The sequence below is a fragment of the Microcoleus sp. F10-B2 genome (genome assembly GCF_036704965.1).
In the GTDB taxonomy this organism is placed as follows: Bacteria; Cyanobacteriota; Cyanobacteriia; order Cyanobacteriales; family Microcoleaceae; genus Microcoleus.
In genome coordinates this window covers 1-22,065 of the sequence record NZ_JAUBTB010000001.1, presented here as the reverse complement: position 1 = coordinate 22,065, position 22,065 = coordinate 1, and the positions used below count along the sequence as shown (strand labels likewise).

Below are 22,065 nucleotides of genomic sequence, written 5' to 3'. Positions count from 1 at the left end.
ATTAAAAGTTTAATTTCCACTAATCTCCACCAGTGGTTCACCTGCTTTCAATATCTCCAAAGCTTCAGCTAATGTTGCACTCAAAATCTCTCGCAACCGAGCGTTTGATGTATTGCCGCACGTCAACCAAATAATCTGTGGCGGTGAACCAAGGCGATCGACCAAATCAACAAAGTCACTATCTTTAGTCATTACGATAACTCCCTGCGCTCTCGATGCCTCAAAAATTTCAGGATCTTCGGCATCTCTCAAGCCAATCTCGCGCAAGCCTACTGCTGTGACACCAAATGTGTTTGTAATCCAGGTTGCGATCGCCGGTGATAGATGTGCATCTACCCAAATTATTGTCATGCAACCAATACCGGATGATTTAGTTTGCGCGAAGCATACAAAAGAGATGCTTTCAGATCGTCAGCTTCAAGATCGGGCATTTCTTCTAGTATTTGTTCCGCACTCAAACCAGCCACAAATAAGTCCAGTACGTCTGATACCCGAATTCTCATGCCGCGAATGCAAGGGCGACCGCCACACTGCCTAGGATTAACCGTGATTCTTGCGAATAGCTCCGACATTAAAGTTAGCTCCTACAACGCTTAGTTATAGTATGAATGAGAGCGATCGTAATTGTCAATAACTGGATTCCCATGATTATTAACTAATTAAGCTGTACCCATTACTTTTGTCATCACTTAAGCGCACTGACTCAGTGGCGGAAATTCCCATTTTCCAGAATATAAAGTAGATGGTAGCTTTAAACAATAGGCAGCAGGAATCACCTCGGTCAACCACCAATTAAACATATCTCGTTTGGCCACAGCAAAACCAGAAATAGCATCGCCGGTAATGGCATCATACAGAATATCTAAGATGGCATTATAGGCTGTTTTTGTATTGAGTGTTTGCAGCAAGCCGTAGAAGATATTATAAGCTTCGTTACTAGCTTGATATTTTCCGATTTTGTTGATATTAGGAAACAACGTATCAGCCCAAGTTTCTGGGATTTCACAACTATCCTTCAGCCAACAAGATACAATTCCTTCAACGATATCAGCTTTGTGTTCTTCAGGAAAGTAATGTTTAATAGTCGGTTTAGCGGCTAATGCTATTCCATAAGCCATATAGACGTATCGCTGATGGGATATTGCATCATTAGGCATTCCAAAGGCTGTCATTACTTCTACAAAAGCTTCTTCTACATTGCACTTTCCACCTCGTTCGTATAAATCGTCATATTTTCTGTCCCAAACCGTCTGAAGTGTTCGCTGTAATTGCTCTGGAATAGTTGAGTTGCTGGGCAATTTAAAATCGGTGTAGTGACCTATCTCAAACTTTATCATTGACTTTCCCTCCTTATGTATTTTATTTAATCGTAAACCCAGAGCCAGCTCATGTTAAACTTCCGATCTACCGCCACATTTGAAATTAACTCCAAACTCTGCTATGACACCTCTTATTCAGCCCATTTTAATCGTTCCTGAATTGACATCCCCTGCAACTTTTTACTCATTTCATATAAATAAACTTTGGGATAATCCCCCTTAAATAACGGAATCAAAGACTCAACAACAGCAGCGATTCCCTGCGGCGGCACTGCATTGCCAATCTGCCGCCGCACTTCAGTCGTAGAACCTTCAAAAACAAAATCATCTGGAAATGTTTGCAATCTTGCTCTTTCACGATTTGTCAAAGAACGCGGTTCTAAATAATGATAACCCCAAGTCCCGCCACCTCCACCAGCAATGATTGTCGATGATGGTTTATCTGGATGAATTCGCCGATAAACGTGACTGATCATGCCTTTGACATAGTATGGACTGTCCTTGGGAATATCAGAAAAATTGCCTCCAGGTTGAATTCGATTTAAAATTTCAACGGTGCGGGATTGAATTTTATGATGTTTGTTATTGTCAATAACTGTTTCTACATTTTTGAGTGCTTCGCCCGCAGTTCGATAAGGATTTTTGCGATTTATACCGTATTCTGGCTGAGGATGCACAAAGTTAAATCCTGTATCCATCCGAATGCCAACTAATAACACTCTTTGCCGAAATTGCGGAACTCCGTAATCGGCAAAGTTGTAAAGTTTAGGTTTAACTAAATAACCCGGTGCTATACTTTCAAAGTCGGAAATTATTTGTTTGATTGCTTGATAATTATTGGCGCTTAATAAGCCTTTGACGTTTTCTGCTACAAAAGCTTTGGGCTTTTTTTTGTTGACAAAATCGAGAAAGTATGTATATAAATTGCCTCTGGTTCCTTCAAGGCCGGGACGTTTCCAAATTAGGGAGAAATCTTGACAGGGGAACCCTCCTATACATATTTCCGCTTCGGGAACTTGTGCAATGTCTATATTTTCTATGCTGTCGTTGATGATGACATCAGCAATGTTTCTGCTGAAAGTTTTGCAGGCGTATTTATTGGAGTCGATCGCCCAAACTACCTCAAATCCGGCTTGGTGGAATGGCAAATCCATGCCGCCGCAACCAGAAAATAAGGATATGAGTCGCGGTTTTTTTGTCCAGGCGATCGGCTGGAGACGTTCGATTAACATAGGAGTGTAAAGTTAGCCAAGGGCAGACTGGATGCCCGCACCACAAGAGTGTCATCATACCAAAACCCGATCGAACTCGACTCATCAATTGATATTTCACTCTTCATCATCTAACTCGATCCCGGCTTGACGCAGTTTTTCGGCCAATTTTTCAGCGCGGAGTTTTTCGCGATCGGCTCTTTCTTCCGACCAAAGCAACAACTCGCCTTCTGCATCCCACCACCTCAACCAACAGCCTGTTCTCCCTTCGTGCGTTCCTTCCCACATTCCTAAAAACAAGTCTAATCCCGGTATCCAATAACGTCCATTTTCATCTGGTTTTTGCAAGTTGTAGTGCTCTGATTCTAAAGCGTAAACTTCTAAATGAGCTGTTTTTGCTCGGAATATGACGTATCTGGGGACTTTGATTACTTGCTCGTAAAAATACCACTTTCCCACCCGCGAGGTAAATTCAACGGAGTATTCTTCTCCATAGGTTTCTGAAAGAAATTCCATCACGATTTGGGGGATGGTTCCTTCTGTGTGTGGCGTGTAACTGCGGCGTACTTGCGAGACATTTTTGGGATTGACGGGTTTCACGTACATCCAATCTGGTGCTTTGCAAATAATGCGCTGTTCGTCACTGGTTGAACCTGGGAAACTTATGCCGGCACACAAGGCAAAGTTGGAAACAATTAAGGCATCCTGCATTAATTCAGGAAATGCTGTTAGCGGCTGGCGCAAAGCGGCGGCTAATAATGGTTGGCTTTCGTCTTCCACGGGGTCGTCTGGTAGTTGAAAATCTTCTGGTAGTAGCGGCCAGGTGATTGTGAGTTTTGTTTCAGGATTTTTAGTTGCTACAGACATAGTTTATCAGAGGTTAAATGTTTTAATGTTTAAATTATATCTCTTGGTTTTTGGGATTCATGTTAATGGCTTAATGACGAGGCAGAGCCTCTGGATATGCGTTACCGGGCAGAGCCAATTAGTAACGACTTAAGCCGACAGTCCGCCAGGGGTTGAAACCCCTGGCTAATAGCGAAAGTCCTCTTAAGAGGACTGAGAAGAAGACTGTTAAAATAATTAGTCCTCTTCAGAGGACTTTCGCTTTGAGGCAGGGAATTCATTCCCTGTCGGACTTAATATGCAGCTACGATCCTCTGCTGTAGTTCGGTGGTCATTGCTAGCAGTTCTGATTGCCCGATCGCACTTTGTTCACCGCTCGCCAACCACTTCAATTGTACCGTCTCGTTTTCAGCTTCCGCATCTCCCAAAACTAAACACGCAACAGCACCGCTTCTGTCTGCTCTTTTAAACTGTTTCCCGAAAGCACTACCGCTCAAATCTATTTCGACACTAAACCCCGCACTTCGCAATTTTTGAGCTAACAATACCGATTGCTGTTCTGCTTTTTCACCCCTCGATACCAAATAAAAATCCTGCTTGGAAACGGGCAAAGGTTGCAACTTTTGCAGTAGGATAATCAACCTTTCGATACCCATTGCCCAACCGACTGCCGCCGTATCTGGACCGCCCAATTCCTTGACTAAACCGTCGTAGCGGCCGCCTCCGCAAACTGTTGCTTGCGCTCCCAAATCGTCGGATATAATTTCAAATGCGGTGTAGGTATAGTAATCTAAACCGCGCACTAATCTGGGATTTAACTGATAGCTAATTCCTAAATTTGTGAGCATAAGCTGCACTTGCTCGAAGTGCGATCGCGATTCCTCGCCCAAATATTCTAAAATGCTCGGCGCACCAGCTACAATTTCTTGAGTGCGCTGATTTTTGCTGTCCAAAATCCGCAGCGGATTGCGAGTCAAGCGGTCTTGAGAATCAGCGTCTAATTCGTTTTTATGCGGTGTAAAATAATCTATCAAAGCTTGTCGGTAATTTTGTCTGTCTTCCTTATTTCCGACAGAATTAATATCGAGGCGCAAATTTTTTAAACCCAGGGTTTGCAGGATGTCGCAGGCGATCGCAATTACTTCGACATCCGCACGAGGATTCGCACTCCCCAAGACTTCCACGCCAATTTGATTAAACTGCCGCTGTCTTCCTTCTTGCGCGCGTTCGTAGCGAAACATGGGCCCCGCATACCACAGACGCTGCACGTCTCCCGCCGCGTACAAACTGTTTTGAATAAAAGCTCGGACTACTCCGGCGGTGCCTTCTGGACGCAAAGTAGTCGATCGATCGCCCTTATCTTTAAAAGTGTACATTTCTTTGCCCACGACATCGGTAGCTTCGCCGATGCCGCGTTCAAATAAGGATGTTTGTTCAAAAATTGGCGTCCGAATTTCTCGATAAGCCGCTTTTTTCAAAATTGTTCTAGCGACTTCTTCGACATTTTGCCAATATTGAATCTCAGCGGGCAAAATATCCCGCGTTCCCGGTAAAGTTTTAATTGCATTCATTTTGTTAGTCAGTAGTCATTAGTCAGTAGTCATTAGTCAGTAGTTATTAGTTATTAGTTAACGGTTATTAGTTGTTAGTCAACAGTCAACAGTTAACAGTTAACAGCTAACTATTGCCAATTCCCAATAACTAATGACTTAATAATTCCCACGCTCCGTAACGATCGCCATAATAAGCCAAAATGCGATCTACTCGCTCGCGGCCGACCAAATCGAACCCTTCAGGATACTGTATCCACAAACCCCCAACTTGGCTGTCGCTGTAATCAAACCGCTGCGATTGCTGCGGAATTAAACCGGTTTCCACCCCTTCAACTTGACGCAAATGGGCCGCCACTTCGCGATACACCGCCAGCGGCAATCCGTGGCATTGAATTTGATAGCCCAGTTGTTTTTCTTGTGCCGTTTGCATCATTTCTTTGCCTGTCCCCAACCATAACTCCTACTTAAGATACTTCTTTATCGATCGGCCCCGGTAGAGGGCAGCAGTTAATATTGTCCAAACATACCTTTCCCCACTGCAACGCCCAGCGTACAAGCGTAACTCGATTGTCAGCGCGCGTTTTGTTCAAGATATTGCTAATGTGGTTGTCAACTGTGCGCTTGCTAATCTCTAACTTTTCGGCGATTTTCTCATTAGTCAATCCGGCCGCTACTAACTCTACCACTTGCAATTCTCTGTCCGACAGCGTGACAGGGGTCCCAGAGACACTCCCACTCATAAATTTTTCCTATGTCTGCATATTTACCTATCTACAATTCTAAAGGATGAGGGATCGAGTATGAAGACAAAATTAAATTTGCTGTGCTACTTTTTCGGGCGCAAAGCACAAACTCGCTTGCAGAATCGCCTGGAGTGCAAACCCAGCCCCGACACAGCAGGACGCGCAGCCACTCGCACTGCTTGTGCGTCGGGTGTCGGATGCTGCCTTTACCTGCCTCTATCGGACATCCGGGCCCAACCTGTAGATGTTTGCGCGTCAAACAACTAACTGATACGCCCGCACTATACTTCAGTCTTAAGGGAGTAAGTGCCAGTATCGATCGGTCTGATATTATAGGAGCAGCCATTAAAAAATAGCTTGCAATTTTTCTGGGATGGGTTAAAAATAATTATTGAGCTGTCTACTGCTGGTCTAAAATCTAAAATCTAAAATCTAAAATAGATATGACTTATCCTCGCGTTCTGTGTCTGGGTGAACTTTTATTTGATTGTTTAGCAGACAAACCAGGAGTATCTCTCGAAGAGGTAGAATCTTGGACGGCATATCCCGGCGGTGCTCCTGCTAATGTTGCCTGTGCTTTGGTTAAATTGGGGACGGCGGCGGGATTTATCGGTGCTGTAGGTGGGGATGAATTGGGGAATTCCCTAGTGCAGGTATTGCAAGAAGTAGGGGTTGATATCGCTGGAGTGCAGCGGCATCCGAGTGCGCCGACGCGGCAAGTTTATGTCTTGCGGAATGAAGCCGGCGATCGAAATTTTGCCGGTTTTGGCGAATTCAATACTGGGGATTTTGCCGACACCCGTCTCCTCGCTGCAAAACTACCCGAAGTGCTGTTTGAAAATGCCGAATTTTTAGTGCTAGGCACTTTAGAATTAGCTTATCCTGAAAGTCGAGAGGCGATCGCCCGAGCGCTCGAACTAGCAGAACAGTACGACGTTAAAATTATACTTGACATCAATTGGCGTCCAGTGTTTTGGCCAAATCCAGACGAAGCAAAAGCGCGCATTAGAAAAATCTTAAAAAAAGTTGATTTTGTCAAGTTATCTGAGGAAGAAGCCGAATGGTTGTTTGCAACTACCGACGCTGGAGCTATTACCTACCGCCTCGATTCTGTAGAAGGCATTTTGGTGACTGCGGGCGAGAAAGGTTGCGCCTATTGTCTCTCGGAAAATGAAGGAAAAATCCCCGCCTTTACAGTAGATGTTGAGGATACAACAGGTGCCGGCGACGCATTTCTGGCTGGTTTTGTAGGCCAATTGTGCAAGCATGGAATCAAGAATTTAGCCGACCCAAAAATAGCCCAGAAAATTGTAACTTATGCCAGTGCAGTAGGTGCGATGACAGCGATGAAACCCGGGGCAATTAGATCTCAACCAACCGCCGCTGAAGTAGAAGCTTTCTTGTATTTGTACAAAAATTAGCACCCCGAACCTCTCCCCCGGAAACGGAGAGGGGGCTAAATTGGGTTCAGAAACCCGGTTAATCCGAAAAAAAAATAACTCTTATACTAAATCAGCCTTAAAAAACCTCGATAATACTCGGCGTTTGAAATCGCTACTATACAAACTCTCCTCCTAGCTGAGAGAAACTAAGAAATCAAGGGATATTTAAGCCAGATTTGGTATTATGCAGCAGATTCGACGTTTATGAAGTACACCCCAGATAGATCGACCCCCGTAGGGACACGGCATTGCCGTGTCCCTACACTTCATAAACATGGAATACGCTGTAGGTTTTATTGCGGGCCATTAACCGCACATCAGATGATTTCTAATTTGGCGCAAGATTACCTCTAGCGGTTGCGAAGCATCTATGATAATTGCATCTTCTGGTTCTTCGAGAGTGTCTAACTGACTTAACAACAAGTCTGCTTTCATGTAGTGATTTTCGCGACTTGTTAACCGGGCTATTAATAGCTGAAAAGAACATTTGAGATAAACTATTTTCATCCGCTGTTGGTCGCGGCAGAGCATTTCGCGGTAAGATGCTTTTAAAGCAGAACAAGCCAACACGACATTTTTATTTTCTAACAGCCACCTGTCTATTGCAGCTTGCAATTGTAATAGCCAAGGAAAGCGATCCGCATCTTCTAAAGGAATGCCCCGACTCATTTTCTCGATATTAGCTGATGGGTGAAAATCGTCGGCATCGCTGAAATCCCAATTGAGAGATTGCGCCAGCAACTTGCCAACAGTAGTTTTGCCAGAACCGGAGACTCCCATCACGATCGTAATCATGCCACCTATTTACCGAAATACTTGCAATTTGATCGAGTTGTGCGATCGACAAACCGGGTTTCTTAAGTTGCCGGATGAATTCTACCACCCTAAAAAATTCAATAAACCCGGTTTATTTTTGATTCTCGATCAAATTTCTTCCATAGTGGGTTTAATGAAATTATAAGCCAAAACGCCGATAATTCCACCAATCACTGGGAATACAATAAACGCCCACAACTGTTGGATTGCCCATCCGCCTTGAAAAAGTGCCACACCGATACTTCTAGCTGGGTTAACTGAAGTATTGGTTACGGGAATTCCGATTAAGTGAATCAACACCAGCATCAAGCCGATGGGAATTCCGCCCAAACCGACGGGATATTTGGGATGGGTAGTACCCATGATTGTAAATAACAGAAAAGCAGTCAGTACAATTTCCGTCAAAGCTGCTGCCAAAAGTCCGTAACCAGTGGGAGAATGTTCTGCAAAACCGTTAGACGCAAATCCCGAAGCCGCCGCATCAAAACCCGGTTTTCCTGATGCTATCATATACAAAACAAGACCGCCTAAAATTCCCCCTACAATCTGACCTCCTATATAATAAGGAAGCAAAACAGCATCGATCAGTTTGGCAACTACTAAACCGATGCTTACCGCCGGATTAATGTGGCATCCCGAGATCGGGCCGATCGTATAAACCATGATTAAGAGAGACAGGCCAAAGGCGATCGAAACTCCCAAGAAGCCGATTTTGTCTCCAGCTAAAACCGCACTGCCACATCCACCTAATACCAACACAAAAGTACCAAAAGCTTCAGCAACCCCAATCTTTATTTTTTTGTTCATACTCACAATTCTTTGAAGTTTATGTTCGGTCTATTTCGCACCCAGACGAATTCTAATTATCAAAAGTAGAACTCAAATTTGTTTCAGGCAGAGGAACAATACTAATGGAAATCATTAGCACTGTGTAACTCTAACTTTCATAAATTTTACGGGCTTAAACTGAGACGGCGGAATTTGGAATCGATAAATTAGCTCAAACGTACTCTATTATAGAAAAAATGTCAACATAGAGTTAATTATTTGTATAAATTGTGCAATCTTCTGTATTCAATTCACAATAATTAACTTGACTTTTTCCCTAATTATGCGATCGTAATTTTACTGATTGTTGCTGATTATCCGATCGCCCTTGCAGTTAAAACATCACTGCTAAACGGCTGGTACCTCCAACCTTGGAAGGGGCGAAACTCTCGCCAATCGGCGGTCATCTTGCACAGCAAGCGGAACTGTAGCGGCGTTGGGGGTAGGTTGAGGCGATCGACTTCTACGCAAACCAATGCTGGATGCTGCGAGATAATTTCAAAAATATCCTCCAAAAGATAGCGCGGACAATAGCCTGCAATCCAGTGATCTTTAGTACACAGAAGCAGACGGGAAGCGCGCGGATTTTGAAATTCGTGGGCTAAATACAAAAGTTCGCCCACTTGAAGCCGATTAATCCGTTCAATTGCCGACTTTGAAAGGTATTGCAGTCCATCTGCAAAAAAATGGATACAGTAACGTCCATTTTCATCTGGTTCGGGACAAGGGAACACCTCAAATTTATCCGTTGCCCGTTTGCCTCCGCTGCGCGCCAATAAAGCAATTGGGTCATGTTCGTGTTCAGGGATATTCAACCACTGTACAAATTCATGGTAGTCAGGGCGCGATCGCGCCATCACTCGATTGGAAAACAAGGGAAACAGTTTCTGTGAAGTGTAAACATTATTGAAATTCGGGAAAGATGGCAAGGGTTGAAACCCGCACTTAAGTTTAGCTTCTAGAACACCCTTTGTATAATTGAACTGGTAATCTTTACCGTTAAATGTCAATTGACCAATCGGAAACTAAGAATCGCGACCCGGGCTTGGCCAAGCCAGAAATAGTGTTTTCAAAGCAAATCTCCTGTCAATTCAAGTAGGGCGCGCAGTGCGCACTGCACAAACACAACTCACCTACGCGGCTTAAAAAATGTTTGCCCGATCGACCCTTGACACTTTCCTCTCAAAATGAGAGTATAAGTATACCAGCAGGACTTATACCAAATCCGAGTTTACCACCCCTGTTATAAATATTCCGTCATTGCGAGGGAAGCGAAGCAATCGCTTGCGTCTCTGCGATTGCTTTGCTTCCCTCGCAATGACAATAAAGGGGATGCCTAACCCGGATTTAGTATAACGCTGCATAACTGAACTTTGACATCACCTGTAGAGTTCTGGTGGACAGCGATCGCTCTATATAGCAATCCTCGCATCATTTGTGAATTTCTTACTCCTTCCCCGAACCCGGTCTGAGGGTTGGGGTGGGGTAAAAAGTTGATGACTCTTGCAAGGATTGCTATAGATAAAATCTGTGAGTAAGTCCTGTATAAAGTGATGGAATAAGCCACGTTAGGGAAGCGAAAGAGATGCAATACAAAAACACTAAAAAGCTAAAAACAAATGCACCTAATTTCGATCCGCAACCTCCGTGATGATGCTGCTAAATACCCGGATGTCAAAAACAAAATTGAGATTTGGAAAGAAACTGTCAACAAAGCGGAATGGCAGAATTTGGAGGATGTTCGCAAAATTTATCGGGATGCCGAAGCAGTAGGAAACTTTACCGTCTTTAATATCAAAGGCAACGACTATCGCCTGATTGTTGGGATTAACTATGAGAACCAAACTGTTTTCTACAAATATTTCCTAAGCCACTCTGAATACGACAAAGAAAAATGGAAAAATGACCCTTACTTTTGACCGAACGACTTACAGCAACTTGCTGGCAGAAATTGCTCCCAAGGCGATCGAAACTGAAGAAGAATACGATCGCCTCCTGGCAGTTGCAGAAAGGCTAACATTTGCTAAAAACCTCACTCCAGAGGAGAAAGTTTTATACAAGTTGTTAGTCACTTTGATAGAAGTTTACGAGACAGAAAACTATCCGATAGACAAATCAGAACCTCATGAGATTTTGCAACATATCATGGAATCCAGCGGCACCCGCCAAGCAGACTTGGTAGGTATCATCGGATCTAGCGGCGTAGTATCTGAAGTTGTGAACGGCAAGCGATCCATTAGCAAAGCACAAGCTAAGGCACTCGGCGATTATTTTCAAATCTCACCTAGCTTGTTTATTTAACAGTCCTGGACGCAGGGGGGCCCAGAAACCGGGTTTTTTACCTAATTTGCGGTCTACAATGCGTCTTGTCGTAAAAAAACCCGGTTTCTAAACACTCGTGCGTAAGTCTTATAAACTTCTAACACAGGAATTCGCGCGGATCGGTGACATACCCAGTCAGGGCAGAAGCCGCCGCCGTGTAAGGCGAAGCTAGATAAACTTGCGCTTCTTTATTCCCCATCCGACCGGGGAAATTGCGGTTAGTTGTAGACACGCAAATTTCGGGTTCATTCATCCGCCCGAAAGTATCTTTTGGCCCCCCCAAACAAGCGGCGCAAGAAGGCGCTGCGGGCTCGATGCAGCCTGCTGCTAAGAAGATTTCCGAAAGCGTTTGACCCTCGTATTTTGTGACAAACAAATCTTCGTAAACTTTCTGAGTTGCTGGTACTAAATACGTCGGAACTTTGACTTGATTTCCTTTGAGAATGCGGGCGGCATTCAGGAAGTCGGAGGTTTTGCCGCCGGTGCAGGAACCGATGTAAACTCGATCGATCTTGACATCGCGGCAGTTGCGGGCTAAGTCGCGGTTGTCGGGAGAGTGAGGTTTGGCGACGACTGGTTCTAATTTGCTGACATCGTAGGTGCGATCGCTATAAAATTTAGCATCCCCATCGCTGTAAAATGAATCGAAGGGTTTGTCAGTCCGCGAAGTAACGTAATCAAACGTAGTTTTGTCCGGCGCAACCGTGCCATTTTTACCGCCAGCTTCAATCACCATATTGCACAGCGTCATCCGTTCTTCCATCGTCAAACGTTCCACTGTATCGCCAGCAAATTCCATTGTCCGGTAGTTAGCACCAGCAACGCTAATATCACCAATAATCTGCAAAATCAGGTCTTTTGCTAACAAATAATCCGGCAGTTCGCCGTTGAATACAAAGCGCATGGTTGCCGGAACTTTGATTAACAGTTTGCCGGTTCCCATGATAAAAGCCGCGTCTGTATTGCCGATACCGGTGGCGAATTGTCCGAAAGCGCCGGCATTGCAGGTGTGGGAATCTGTGCCGAAGAGCACTTCGCCCGGTCTGGTGTGGCCTTCTTGTGCTAAGGCGATGTGGCAAACTCCTTTGTAGTCGGGATTTGCTTTGAAGTCCGATCGATCCGTGATGTCGTAAAAATATTTTATCCCTTGTTCTTTGGCAAAATCGCGGAGAATATCGACGTTGCGGTTAGCGCGTTCGTCGTTGGTGAAAATGTAGTGGTCGGGAATGAGGACGATTTTGTCTGGGTTCCAGACTTTCGCATTCTCACCGAATTCGCGTTTGAAAACGCCGATGGTGCCGGGGCCGCAGACATCGTGGGTCATCAACACGTCTGTTTCTACCCAGATATTTTCTCCGGGCTCGACTTTAGTGCGGCCTGATGCTTTGGCTAATATTTTTTCGGTCAGAGTCATTCCCATAGTGCGATCGCTCTTTTTTATTAGATGCTACAAGTGTATTGTAAGCGAAACATTATCTTAAAATAGAAATTACCAGGTCTCAAAAATCGGGAGTAATGACGATGACCTTGCTGACGTTACCCCTAAAAGTTAATCTCGATCGCGTTCAATTTACCGATGAGCAGTTTTATCAACTCTGTCTCAGCAATCCTGAATTGACGATCGAGCGCGATGCTGAAGGAAGATTAATTGTGATGTCTCCAGTGGGCGGCGATAGCGGTAGTCGCGAGATGGATCTCGGCGGTGAGGTTTATATTTGGAATCGCCAAACCCAACTAGGTAAGGTGTTTAGTTCTTCTACGCTATTCAAATTGCCCGGTGGAGGATCTCGTTCTCCTGATGTAGCATGGGTGGAATTGTCTCGCTGGGAAGCGCTGACTCCAGAACAACGACAGAAATTTCCCCCCATCGCGCCGGATTTTGTCATTGAACTGCGCTCGCGATCGGACAATCTGCAAACCTTACAAGATAAAATGCTGGAATACCTGCAAAGTGGCGTGCGCTTGGGTTGGTTGTTTAATCCACAGAATCAGCAGGTAGAAATTTACCGACAGGGACAAACAAAAGAGGTTCGCTCTTTACCAACACAACTTTCTGGAGAAGATGTTTTACCTGGATTTGTGCTGGAAGTTCCATTATTTACAGATTGAACAAAATGTTGATAACACCGACTTTTACGAAATTATGCGTAATGTTATGTCTTGTTAAAGAATAATAGTAAATTCTCAGGATGTAAACTATATTAGACATCAACCTAATTTAAACATTCAGTTGGGAGGCAACCCGAATATTGTCATAATTTGTGGAAAAGTTGAAGGGAGAAATTATTATGATTTGTAACAAATTTCAACACTTCAAAGTGCATCTATCACAAAGCGATCGCCTGCCGGAATTTGTACCGATAGAAAAAAAAACGCGACCGCTAAAAATATCCGCTGCGGGAACTGCGATCGGCACTCTGCTAATTCTGTTAGCACCGCCAGTTGAAGCTGCTAATCTGACATTCGTGAGCGATCGCGCTGCATTAGGAGGGAGCGATCGCGTTGATTGGTCGATTTTAGGGCCAGTCCAGCCGCCGTTTAAAGTATTGCCCAACTTCTTCTCAGTCACCTCGGAGCAAGGACTCGGAATTAATGTCAGCATTCCCTCCGCAGCAGCCCCAGGAGTGACGCCTCCTTTACTTTTTCAAACCTTACCTTCACCAGGCATTCCCACCAACTTTGCCAGCGGCGATTTCATTTTGTTGACTGGTTTAAGACCAGGCCTGCAGCCATCAGTAGGAAACCCAGGCCCGCTGACAATTAGTTTCGATCGCCCCGTAGCGGCCGCCGGGACGCAAATAGCGGTAGATGATACATTTTTATTCACTGCATCGATCTCGGCATTTGACAGTAATAATAATTTGTTAGGCAGTTTCTCAACCCAAGGAACCTCCTCATTAGCGCTAGATAATTCGGCTCAATTTCTCGGTGTTCGCAGTGATGCGGCCAACATCTCGCGGCTCGTTTATAGCAGTTCTGAGGGCGATCGGGCTGTGGGCATCAATTCTCTCAGTATTGCTGAAGCAGTGCCAGAACCTAGCAGTATGGCTGCCACGATCGTTGCAGGATTAGGCTTGTTTGCCTTCAAGATTAAGAAACGCCTAGCTAAGGGTTTTTTACAGCGCTAGGTGTTGGAAGCGATCGCATTTTTCCAAAAAGCGCGATCGCCTCCCATGTAGAAATTGATATTTTGCGGATTAAATAATAAAATTTTTTCCTGACCAAAAACAACCAGGGTACAAGCCCCCGGATAAATCCGTGGGGTCGCTTTCTTCAATCTAAAATCTAAAATCTAAAATCTAAAATCGATTGACTGTCACTTTATTTTTCGCCAATCGCTAATCTATACAATACCCTCTACTGCCTTTAACACAAAAATAAAATTTATGCAAGTCACTCGATTATGCGACTGGTAACTAACAGCTAGCGAGTGTTATTAGTTAGTGATTACTTAAGAAAAGCCACTTAAATCAGGGACTGTCAAAAAATTTCAGAGTGCATTTCTACAGTTGTAGACCTCAACAAGAGTGAAATGAGCTAGATACCCGCACTGCAAGGGTATCTTGTTTCGTGATTCTCACCCTGTATGCCAATGGAGATACTTCCCATGAATTCCCAGACACAAAAGCGTCAGCGCGCAGTTATTTTGACATCAGAAGGTATTGATAAATTCCCAGCAGCAAAAGCTGAGGCCAAAAGTTACCAAAATTGCTACCAACATTCTACTCTCGAAGTCGAGAGCGATCGCACTGGCAAGGAACCAGATACTTTAATTAAGCTAATAGTCAAACAAATCTTGGATCGGGTAGGGGCGATAGTTGTGGAGATTGCAGGGCAAGTGAAATTCATGACTCAACGGGCAGAAGAACTTTTGAGCCAGTATTTTTTACCGCACATCCCATATTCCTTGCCAGAATCCTTACAACATTGGTTCAAGGATCAGATTGCGCGACTCAAGTTCAACGGAGATGTTCCATCTCGCTGTTTACCATTGCACATTCAACAAGCAGGAAGACAGTTGAGCGTCCGTCTGATTCCCGATCCCATCAAGGAGCAATATCTGTTGCTATTGGAGGAAGAAGAACTGCAATCTTTTTCTATTTCCGCCCTGGAATCGCTAGGAATCACCAAACGCGAGGCGGAGGTTTTATTCTGGATTGCCAAAGATAAAAGCAATGCAGCAATCGCTAAAGTGCTCGGTTGCAGTGAAGGAACAGTGCGAAAACATCTGGAGCATCTTTACGGGAAACTAAGCGTACAAACCCGGACTGCTGCTGTTATGGTTGCTCTGGAAAAGCTGGGGTTATTAAAAGCAGAATCAGTTGCAATACCTTCATAATTGTATACGCAGATCGTCGTATAGTTGCCCGAGTTGATGTTGAAGAGAATTAGAGCATACACAAAGAAAGCAAACAGCATCACCGCAGTTGCTGTTTGCCTGAAGTGTCTAATTGACAACAACTAAAACCTAAATGAAGGCGACAAGATTATGGCAAACCATGAATTGATAGAACTCGACTACGATCCTTTGGAATTCCTAGATGGGGAGGGACTAGCCACCTTGGTTAGTCCGGAAGGTGTTGCGGAAGTAGCCGCAGCAGATGGGGAGATGGCAGCAACTTTAGAACTGCATGAAGCCCTCTCCGGTTGCTTTAACATCATTGGACCGATCGCAATTTGCTATTCCAAAGTTGGCGATGGCTTTAAAGTCTGCCTGAAACTGGCAGGACTTGAGGTAGCCTGCGCCAATATAGGTCTCAATAAGTGCCAGACACTTCAAGGGAATATCCTTTTAGCTAAGGCATCAATTCAAGTGTGTTTGCAAGGTAAGTGTCTGACTTATAAAGCACAGGCTTGTTATCGGACGACTCCTTTTTCCTCGTGGAAGTGTGTTTCTAAGAACGGCACGATTATCTGCTTGTAGCTAGCTTTTTTGCCGGAAACCCCAGGCCATACGCCATAAACGCAAGGCTTGGCGCTGGGGTGTAAGCCCAGATTTCTCACGCCACGGTCTTGTGAGAAAAAGCTATGCCAAAAACAGGCCAAATTTGTTGCAATGTCTTCACAATCCTGTACGCGGATCGTCGTATTGTTCGCAAAGTTTATTTGGAAGACTATTAAATCAAACGCTGTTATCCAGCGTTCGATCGCAGCTCGAAAAAAGAGCACAAAATACGGCAACTCACGAGCGATTTTAGTTTGATTCCAACCTACTTTACATTTTAAGGAGATGACATGGATTCCATTAAATTGCAAGCAGCAATCGAGCTAGCAGGTGCCTCTTGGCAAGCTGGCGAAACGAGCATGACTCAGCTTTCAGATGCCGAAAAGCAACTGCGCCTCGGTTATACGCCTGGGCCTAACGAATCGTCTTTGGAAGAACAAGAGCAGATCTCCAAGATCAATCAGGAAGTCTTTAAGTCGGCACAGATTAAAGGCGAGACTGCTGGGTTTCCCGCTAGCTTCGATATGCGGACAGGTGGATTTGTGACATCAGTCAAAGACCAAGGTTCTTGCGGTTCTTGTGTGGCGTTTGGTACTGTGGCAACGATCGAAACCACCCTTCGCCGCATTCGCAACAATCCGGCGCTGGCGATCGATTTATCCGAAGCTCACTTGTTCTACTGCTATGCCCGCGCCCTAGGACGTAACTGCGGGAACGGTTGGTGGGTGCCACCCTCAATGGATTCTGCCAAAACAGGACTCGCCATCGAAGCTTCTTACCCTTACACCGCAGCCGATCAAAATTGCAGCAACCTCGCGAGTAACTGGCAAAGTAGCGCCGTTAAAATTAGCGGGTGGCATGAGATTAAATCGATCGCAGATATGAAGGAATGGCTTTCCACTCGCGGCGCGTTGGTAGCTTGCTTCACTGTCTACACAGATTTCTTCGCTTACAAAAGCGGCATTTATCGCATGGTTAGCGGCAAGGTTGAGGGTGGTCACTGTGTCTCGATCGTGGGTTACAACGACACCGAAGGCTATTGGATTGCCAAAAATAGCTGGGGACAGAACTTTGGTGAGAATGGCTTTTTCCGCATCGCTTACGGGCAGTGCGGGATTGACTCTAGTATGTTCGCGGTAGATGGCATCGTTGAAACCGGCTGGTTGTCAAATGTGAAAATTCTCGGACTCTGGACAAATAATGCCGATCGCAATGCTTACGTTTATGTCAGCGAAGGCATCGGCTGGAGAAAACTCTCTGATGCTAGCGATGAAACAAACCTCGATATGTTGATTCAGCTTGCTGCGTCTAAAGCCGGCGATCGTGCAGTCAGCCTCTATCAAGAGAACGGCATCATCAAAGAAATTTACGCCTGGTAATTTACGCCTGGTAAAAAACAGCGGACTTGAGACGATCGTCCAAAATCCCAAGTCCAACAATTAACGATACGCTTCTAGAGATTAAGGAACGACCATGACTTATTCCAGCAATCCAGCCGGTTCACCTAATGAGGTTTGTCTGCCTTGTCAGGCGATCGCACAACCCTTCAACCCCAATACCAAGGAAATAAAAATGGAAGCCTACCCCACCCAAGAACCTCCCGTTCAAGCTGCGAAGCAAACCGCAAGTCAAGAAGAGCGTCCCACCTTCGATCCCCCCGCTCAAAATGCTGTTAGTCAAGGCAACACAGCTTGGCAAACTGATAAAAAGGTACTGGGACTGTGGACAAACAGCTCAACTCGTAACGCTTATATGTATGTGGATCAGATTGGTTGGCGCAAATTTGCCGATAATTCTGACTCTGCGATCGTTGCCTTCAACGTCATTGCAGCCCATGCTAAAGTGTTAGCTAAACCCGTCCAATACTATGAAGAAGCCGACAACAAAGTATCCACCCTTTACGTTTGGTAAAGCTTGATTGTCGCCGACTCTCCCAGTTTATGCCGCGCTGGAATCAAAGATTTTGCATCTAGTATGTTGACGGTTGATGGTTCAACTTCAAGGTTCACCATGCAACCGTCAACCGCCACCCAGCCAATTCCGCTTCTAGCGCGACTAAACTTGGCTATCGCTGTTTCTTTTGTACATAAATATGTTTTTAGCCTTAATCCTTTCGACCTATTTAGTATCCTTTACCCCCCTGTCTCCTAACATTGCTTCACATACTCGCACAACATCTCCTCCAGTGCCGACCGCACAGCCAAAACAGCAATCTATACAGCTACCTCCATCACCCCATACATTACAATCTATGTCTGAAGTAACTTTATCTCAAGCCGATAGTGGTACAGTTTTAACCCTCAAGCGCGGACAGACACTCATACTTCGTTTAGACGAAAATTCAACAACAGGCTACCGCTGGTCTCTGCCCGCCTTAGATACAGAAGTTTTACAATTCAAAAGTGACGACATTAATCTGCCTAGTAATACAGGGATAGGTGGTGGCGGGCAGCGCGTGTTCACCTTTCAAGCAAACAATCCCGGTCGAGTAAAATTACAACTAAAAAACTTGCGTGAGTGGGTTGGTGAGGAATCAACCATTGAGGAATTTCAAATCACTGTTCAAGTCTCCGAATAGCAACACTTCTGACAGTTTCATGGCTTACGCATCTGAGGCTAAGCAGCAGCTTGTTGGGGGGTGAGTAGCATTTAGTCGGCTTGACCAGTTTGACTGAGTTTGCCCCCATGAAGCGCACCAAATCTCAAATATCCAGTTTTGCTAAGCCCAAATACCGAACACCTTCTGGCGTCACGTCAAACCGGCAAGGCAAAACTTCGACACCTTCATTCATAGCCTGTCTGAACAATTCTCCGTAAAGGCGATCGGCACTATCCCCTGGAGCAAAATCAGTACAATCCCCCCGATTAATAAAATACAGCATTACAGCCCTCGAACCCTGCCGCACCACTTCCATCAATTCCTTCAAATGTTTCTGTCCTCTTTCTGTGACTGTATCGGGAAATAAAGCCAAGTTTTCTTTTGCCCAAGTTGTATTTTTAACTTCTATAAAAATTGGTTTAGTATCGCCAGTCAACCAAAAATCAACTCGGCTTTTTTTGTCTAGCCCGTAAACTACTTCTGGTTGAATTAAACTGTAACTACCCAACTCTGGAAACAAACCTAATTCCAAAGCTAATTTAATTACTCGATTTGGCAGCCCAGTATTAACTCCCACCCAAATTGGCACAGTATCGCAAACTTTAATTAATTCCCAAGTATAAGCTAACTTGCGTTTAGGATTGTCGCTGGGAGATACTAGCACTGGATTGCCTGGAATGCAAACACCAGTCATCGGACCGGTATTCGGACAGTGCGCGGTGATTATTTCTCCCGAATCTAATTCGATTTCGGCAAAAAATCGTTTGTACCGCTTGATGAGAATTCCTGGTAAAAGAGGAGGATATTTGTAAATTAAGTTATTCATTACTCATTAGTCATTGGTCATTAGTCGTAATAAATTTGGTTCGCTCTGCCTCTTTTTTTTTGTCTCTTAGAGAGGGAGGATAGTTTGTGCCACAGCAAATTCTATTCGCCGGAAAACACGGTTATCAAATCCAGTTGTCCGATGTCTTTCTTAACTAATTGATTTAGTCACTCAAAGGCTAACTTTGCTGACCTTTCATCAACTGTTTCATCTGCGATTTAAAGGCTTCCACCAGTTCGGGACTGGCTTGAGTTTTTTGCCAAGAAGCGCGGGAATTTAGCCGATCGCCCCAAGCCTGCAAATTGGGGTATTTTTCCAAAGACACGCCTAACTCGGGCAGCCAAGGCACGGAAACTCCTGCCACAACATCGGCGAGGGTAATGCCGCTGCTGCTGCCAAAAAAAGGTCGATCGCCCAATAAATCCTCAAAAAACCTCAGTACCGCCGCCACTTGCTGTCGAGCTTGTTCCAACTTTTCCGGGTCGCCCGCCCCACCGAAAGTCTGGCGTACCAAAGGACTCATTGCGGGTGACAATTCGTTGACTGCTACCATTTGTACCATTCGGACGATCGCTCTTTCTTTAGCATCCTCCGGTAGCAGTGCAGGGGCAGGATACTTAGCTTCCAGATAATCAAGAATTGCTAGCGTTTCTATTAAATGAAAATCCCCATCAGCTAAAACAGGAACGTGGTGAAAAGGGCTAATTGTCAGAAAATCAGGCTGAAATTGATCGCCATTTAACTTGAGCGCCACTAATTCAAACGGAATCTTTTTTTCCAGCAAAGCAATCCAGACTCGGCGAGCGTTAGTGGACAGCGGATTGTAATAAAGTTTCAGCACAGTCAAATCTCCTAACAGTTAAATTGCTAAAATTTCGTGAGTTGCTAGAGCGAATTAACGCCAAAAAATCATAGCACGAAACACAGGCACGCAGATCAAAATTTGTTGTAGGGACTTTAGCCATGTAGCGCAATCGCACCTTAGCCCTGAATTCCTCGCTATAAACATAGCCATTACGAGTTCAATCTTTTTTTCATGTCCTTAGCAGCTAAGGAATGAAAAATAAATAAGTTGATGAATTATCGGTTATACTGAAAAAAGTGCGCTTATTGCAATTTTCACCCAAACAGAGATTAAGTCACAACGGATTTTTCTACTCAACTACTCTAATTGGCGTTTAAACCCATGTCTTATTCTAATTCAATTGAGTCAGAAATGAAAAAATTTTATAAATCCTTATCAGAAAAGGATAAAAGAAGGTATGCAGCTATCGAAGCTCAAAAATTAGGATGGGGTGGAATTAGCTATATAATGAAACTTTGCGGATGCAGTCGAAATACTATTGTCCAGGGAATTAAAGATTTAGAAACAATGAATGAAACGACTATTAATAATTCAAGGATCAGAAAAAAAGGAGGAGGAAGAAAAAGTATTTTAGCTACCAGGAGCGGTATTGATGAAGCTTTTTTAGAAGTTTTAAAGTTCCAGACAGCGGGAGACCCAATGAATGAGCTAATTAAATGGACAAATTTGACGCATAAAGAAATAGCTGTTGGACTGAAAAATGCCGGATTTATTGTCAGTCTTCCTCTAATAAGTAAACTCTTAAAAAAGCATGGATTTGTCAAGCGAAAAGCACAAAAAAAGCAAACAATAGGAACTAATAAAAATCGTAATTCTCAATTTGAAAATATTGCTATGCTCGACACACAGTATAGAAAAGCAGGTAATCCCATCCAACCGTTTTGATACCAAAAAGAAAGAAGTTTTAGGGAATTTGTATCGTCCCGGTACTCTTTATACAACCGAACCTGTCATTACTGTCTTACCATGATTTTTGGAGTTTAGGTTGTGGGAAAGTGATTCCACATGGAATTTACGATTGCCAAAAAAATCGAGGATATGTAACATTAGGTAACAGTAAAGATACCAGTGAATTTGCTTGTGAATCCATCAAACACTGGTGGAATAATTATGGAAAGGCCGCATATCCTCATGCCAATTCGATTCTAGCTAAGTGTGATGGTGGCGGTAGCAATAATGCTAATCATTATATCTTTAAGCAAGATTTACAAAAGTTAGTAGATGAAATTGGAATTGAGATCAGAATAGCTCATTACCCTCCGTATACATCTAAATACAATCCCATTGAACATCGACTCTTCCCTCATATAACCAGAGCCTGTCAAGGAGTGATTTTTACAAGTCTAAATTTAGTCAAAAGTCTCATGGAAAAAACTCACACTAACAAGGGTCTATCTGTAGTTGTAAATGTGGTAGATAAAATCTATGAAATTGGTCGAAAGGTAACTGATGATTTTAAAAAAAATCTGAAAATTGTTTTTGATGAATATTTACCCAAATGGAATTATCGAGCGGTACCTCAACTCACGAATTAATCAAGTTATTAATTTTTCATTCCTAAAGCATAACTTGCATCAGCGCCATCTACAAAATACACTTGTCTGCCGCATTCAAACACCAAACAAGCCATCAACGCCCTGTCAAAAACCTGCCAACCGTAAACCAAGTTATATCCCACATTCCGCAGATGTGGGTCGGATTTCTTTATCAGTTGTGAAAACTTGGAAGCCAAACACTTTTAGGCTGAAAT

The 22,065-nt window shown here is 44.1% G+C and carries 29 protein-coding genes; 13 read left to right on the top strand and 16 right to left on the bottom strand.

What is annotated here, in order from left to right:
- Positions 1–9 precede the first annotated feature (9 nt).
- The 8 genes from QUA99_RS00145 to QUA99_RS00110 all read right to left on the bottom strand — a co-directional run bounded on the left by QUA99_RS00145 (position 10) and on the right by QUA99_RS00110 (position 5,669).
- Positions 10–351, bottom strand: a complete 342-nt coding sequence (locus tag QUA99_RS00145) for a DUF5615 family PIN-like protein (protein WP_333234401.1) — start codon at positions 349–351, stop codon at positions 10–12.
- Entirely contained in the window at positions 348–572 is a 225-nt protein-coding gene (locus QUA99_RS00140) for a DUF433 domain-containing protein (protein WP_333137150.1), read from the bottom strand. The genes QUA99_RS00145 and QUA99_RS00140 overlap by 4 nt, the downstream gene beginning before the upstream one ends.
- Positions 573–689: 117 nt before the next feature.
- A complete protein-coding gene (locus QUA99_RS00135; RefSeq protein ID WP_333234400.1) occupies positions 690–1,337 on the bottom strand; it encodes a hypothetical protein in 648 nt (215 codons plus the stop codon).
- 113 nt (positions 1,338–1,450) lie between these two features.
- The gene (locus QUA99_RS00130) at positions 1,451–2,551 is read right to left on the bottom strand and encodes a DNA cytosine methyltransferase (protein ID WP_333234399.1); all 1,101 of its coding nucleotides are present in this window, start codon (positions 2,549–2,551) and stop codon (positions 1,451–1,453) included.
- Positions 2,552–2,647: 96 nt separating this feature from the next.
- On the bottom strand, positions 2,648–3,397 hold the full coding sequence (locus QUA99_RS00125; RefSeq protein WP_333234398.1) for a Uma2 family endonuclease: 750 nt from the start codon (positions 3,395–3,397) through the stop codon (positions 2,648–2,650).
- A 272-nt stretch (positions 3,398–3,669) separates the two neighbouring features.
- Complete coding sequence (hisS, locus tag QUA99_RS00120; protein ID WP_333234397.1) at positions 3,670–4,947, bottom strand: histidine--tRNA ligase; 1,278 nt, start codon at positions 4,945–4,947, stop codon at positions 3,670–3,672.
- Between the two features lie 130 nt (positions 4,948–5,077).
- The gene (locus tag QUA99_RS00115; RefSeq protein ID WP_333234535.1) at positions 5,078–5,359 is read right to left on the bottom strand and encodes a hypothetical protein; all 282 of its coding nucleotides are present in this window, start codon (positions 5,357–5,359) and stop codon (positions 5,078–5,080) included.
- Positions 5,360–5,393: 34 nt separating this feature from the next.
- Entirely contained in the window at positions 5,394–5,669 is a 276-nt protein-coding gene (locus QUA99_RS00110) for a photosynthetic electron transport-dependent transcriptional regulator PedR (RefSeq protein WP_293251134.1), read from the bottom strand.
- Positions 5,670–5,729: 60 nt separating this feature from the next.
- On the opposite strand from QUA99_RS00110, the gene QUA99_RS00105 reads away from it, so the two are divergent.
- On the top strand, positions 5,730–5,939 hold the full coding sequence (locus tag QUA99_RS00105) for a hypothetical protein (RefSeq protein WP_333234396.1): 210 nt from the start codon (positions 5,730–5,732) through the stop codon (positions 5,937–5,939).
- A 176-nt stretch (positions 5,940–6,115) separates the two neighbouring features.
- Complete coding sequence (locus tag QUA99_RS00100) at positions 6,116–7,093, top strand: carbohydrate kinase (protein ID WP_333234395.1); 978 nt, start codon at positions 6,116–6,118, stop codon at positions 7,091–7,093.
- 327 nt (positions 7,094–7,420) lie between these two features.
- Here QUA99_RS00100 and QUA99_RS00095 read toward each other — a convergent pair whose 3' ends face one another.
- The 3 genes from QUA99_RS00095 to QUA99_RS00085 form a co-directional block, all read right to left on the bottom strand.
- On the bottom strand, positions 7,421–7,909 hold the full coding sequence (locus QUA99_RS00095; RefSeq protein WP_333234394.1) for a gluconokinase: 489 nt from the start codon (positions 7,907–7,909) through the stop codon (positions 7,421–7,423).
- A gap of 129 nt (positions 7,910–8,038) precedes the next feature.
- The gene (gene aqpZ, locus QUA99_RS00090) at positions 8,039–8,737 is read right to left on the bottom strand and encodes an aquaporin Z (protein WP_333234393.1); all 699 of its coding nucleotides are present in this window, start codon (positions 8,735–8,737) and stop codon (positions 8,039–8,041) included.
- Between the two features lie 335 nt (positions 8,738–9,072).
- Positions 9,073–9,768 (bottom strand): DNA-binding protein, encoded by a 696-nt coding sequence (locus QUA99_RS00085; RefSeq protein WP_333234392.1) that lies wholly within the window; start codon positions 9,766–9,768, stop codon positions 9,073–9,075.
- Positions 9,769–10,377: 609 nt separating this feature from the next.
- Here QUA99_RS00085 and QUA99_RS00080 point away from each other — a divergent pair.
- Both QUA99_RS00080 and QUA99_RS00075 read left to right on the top strand, forming a co-directional pair.
- A complete protein-coding gene (locus tag QUA99_RS00080; RefSeq protein WP_333234391.1) occupies positions 10,378–10,677 on the top strand; it encodes a type II toxin-antitoxin system HigB family toxin in 300 nt (99 codons plus the stop codon).
- Positions 10,661–11,059, top strand: coding sequence for a transcriptional regulator (locus tag QUA99_RS00075; RefSeq protein ID WP_333154684.1), 399 nt, complete (start codon positions 10,661–10,663; stop codon positions 11,057–11,059). The genes QUA99_RS00080 and QUA99_RS00075 overlap by 17 nt, the downstream gene beginning before the upstream one ends.
- A 118-nt stretch (positions 11,060–11,177) precedes the next feature.
- On the opposite strand, the gene QUA99_RS00070 is transcribed toward QUA99_RS00075, so the two are convergent.
- Complete coding sequence (locus tag QUA99_RS00070; protein ID WP_333077709.1) at positions 11,178–12,500, bottom strand: 3-isopropylmalate dehydratase large subunit; 1,323 nt, start codon at positions 12,498–12,500, stop codon at positions 11,178–11,180.
- A gap of 101 nt (positions 12,501–12,601) precedes the next feature.
- Here QUA99_RS00070 and QUA99_RS00065 point away from each other — a divergent pair, with 101 nt between their 5' ends.
- Together QUA99_RS00065 and QUA99_RS00060 are read left to right on the top strand one after the other, a co-directional pair.
- Entirely contained in the window at positions 12,602–13,189 is a 588-nt protein-coding gene (locus QUA99_RS00065; RefSeq protein WP_333234390.1) for a Uma2 family endonuclease, read from the top strand.
- Positions 13,190–13,368: 179 nt separating this feature from the next.
- Entirely contained in the window at positions 13,369–14,208 is an 840-nt protein-coding gene (locus QUA99_RS00060) for a PEP-CTERM sorting domain-containing protein (protein ID WP_333234389.1), read from the top strand.
- Here the strand turns inward: QUA99_RS00060 and QUA99_RS00055 are convergent.
- Entirely contained in the window at positions 14,205–14,357 is a 153-nt protein-coding gene (locus QUA99_RS00055) for a hypothetical protein (protein WP_333234388.1), read from the bottom strand. The genes QUA99_RS00060 and QUA99_RS00055 overlap by 4 nt on opposite strands.
- Positions 14,358–14,687: 330 nt before the next feature.
- Between QUA99_RS00055 and QUA99_RS00050 the strand changes: the two genes are divergently transcribed.
- The 5 genes from QUA99_RS00050 (at position 14,688) to QUA99_RS00030 (ending at position 18,603) form a co-directional block, all read left to right on the top strand.
- Positions 14,688–15,419 carry a helix-turn-helix transcriptional regulator gene (locus tag QUA99_RS00050; protein ID WP_333234387.1) on the top strand — a complete coding sequence of 244 codons (732 nt, stop codon included), beginning with the start codon at positions 14,688–14,690 and terminating at the stop codon, positions 15,417–15,419.
- A gap of 150 nt (positions 15,420–15,569) precedes the next feature.
- Positions 15,570–16,004: a hypothetical protein gene (locus tag QUA99_RS00045; protein WP_333234386.1), complete on the top strand. Its 435-nt coding sequence runs from the start codon at positions 15,570–15,572 to the stop codon at positions 16,002–16,004.
- A gap of 311 nt (positions 16,005–16,315) precedes the next feature.
- Entirely contained in the window at positions 16,316–17,404 is a 1,089-nt protein-coding gene (locus QUA99_RS00040) for a C1 family peptidase (RefSeq protein ID WP_333234385.1), read from the top strand.
- A 94-nt stretch (positions 17,405–17,498) separates the two neighbouring features.
- Entirely contained in the window at positions 17,499–17,936 is a 438-nt protein-coding gene (locus QUA99_RS00035; protein WP_333234384.1) for a hypothetical protein, read from the top strand.
- 340 nt (positions 17,937–18,276) lie between these two features.
- Positions 18,277–18,603, top strand: coding sequence for a protease inhibitor I42 family protein (locus QUA99_RS00030; protein WP_333234383.1), 327 nt, complete (start codon positions 18,277–18,279; stop codon positions 18,601–18,603).
- Positions 18,604–18,727: 124 nt separating this feature from the next.
- Here the strand turns inward: QUA99_RS00030 and sfsA are convergent, their stop codons facing one another.
- The gene (sfsA, locus tag QUA99_RS00025) at positions 18,728–19,450 is read right to left on the bottom strand and encodes a DNA/RNA nuclease SfsA (RefSeq protein WP_333234382.1); all 723 of its coding nucleotides are present in this window, start codon (positions 19,448–19,450) and stop codon (positions 18,728–18,730) included.
- A gap of 178 nt (positions 19,451–19,628) precedes the next feature.
- Complete coding sequence (locus QUA99_RS00020) at positions 19,629–20,291, bottom strand: glutathione S-transferase family protein (protein ID WP_333234381.1); 663 nt, start codon at positions 20,289–20,291, stop codon at positions 19,629–19,631.
- 345 nt (positions 20,292–20,636) lie between these two features.
- On the opposite strand from QUA99_RS00020, the gene QUA99_RS00015 reads away from it, so the two are divergent.
- Complete coding sequence (locus QUA99_RS00015) at positions 20,637–21,200, top strand: ISAzo13-like element transposase-related protein (protein ID WP_333234380.1); 564 nt, start codon at positions 20,637–20,639, stop codon at positions 21,198–21,200.
- 110 nt (positions 21,201–21,310) lie between these two features.
- Positions 21,311–21,850, top strand: a complete 540-nt coding sequence (locus QUA99_RS00010) for an ISAzo13 family transposase (protein WP_333234379.1) — start codon at positions 21,311–21,313, stop codon at positions 21,848–21,850.
- A gap of 8 nt (positions 21,851–21,858) precedes the next feature.
- Here QUA99_RS00010 and QUA99_RS00005 read toward each other — a convergent pair whose 3' ends face one another.
- Positions 21,859–21,993, bottom strand: a complete 135-nt coding sequence (locus QUA99_RS00005; protein WP_333234378.1) for a DUF3095 family protein — start codon at positions 21,991–21,993, stop codon at positions 21,859–21,861.
- Between the last annotated feature and the right edge of the window lie 72 nt (positions 21,994–22,065).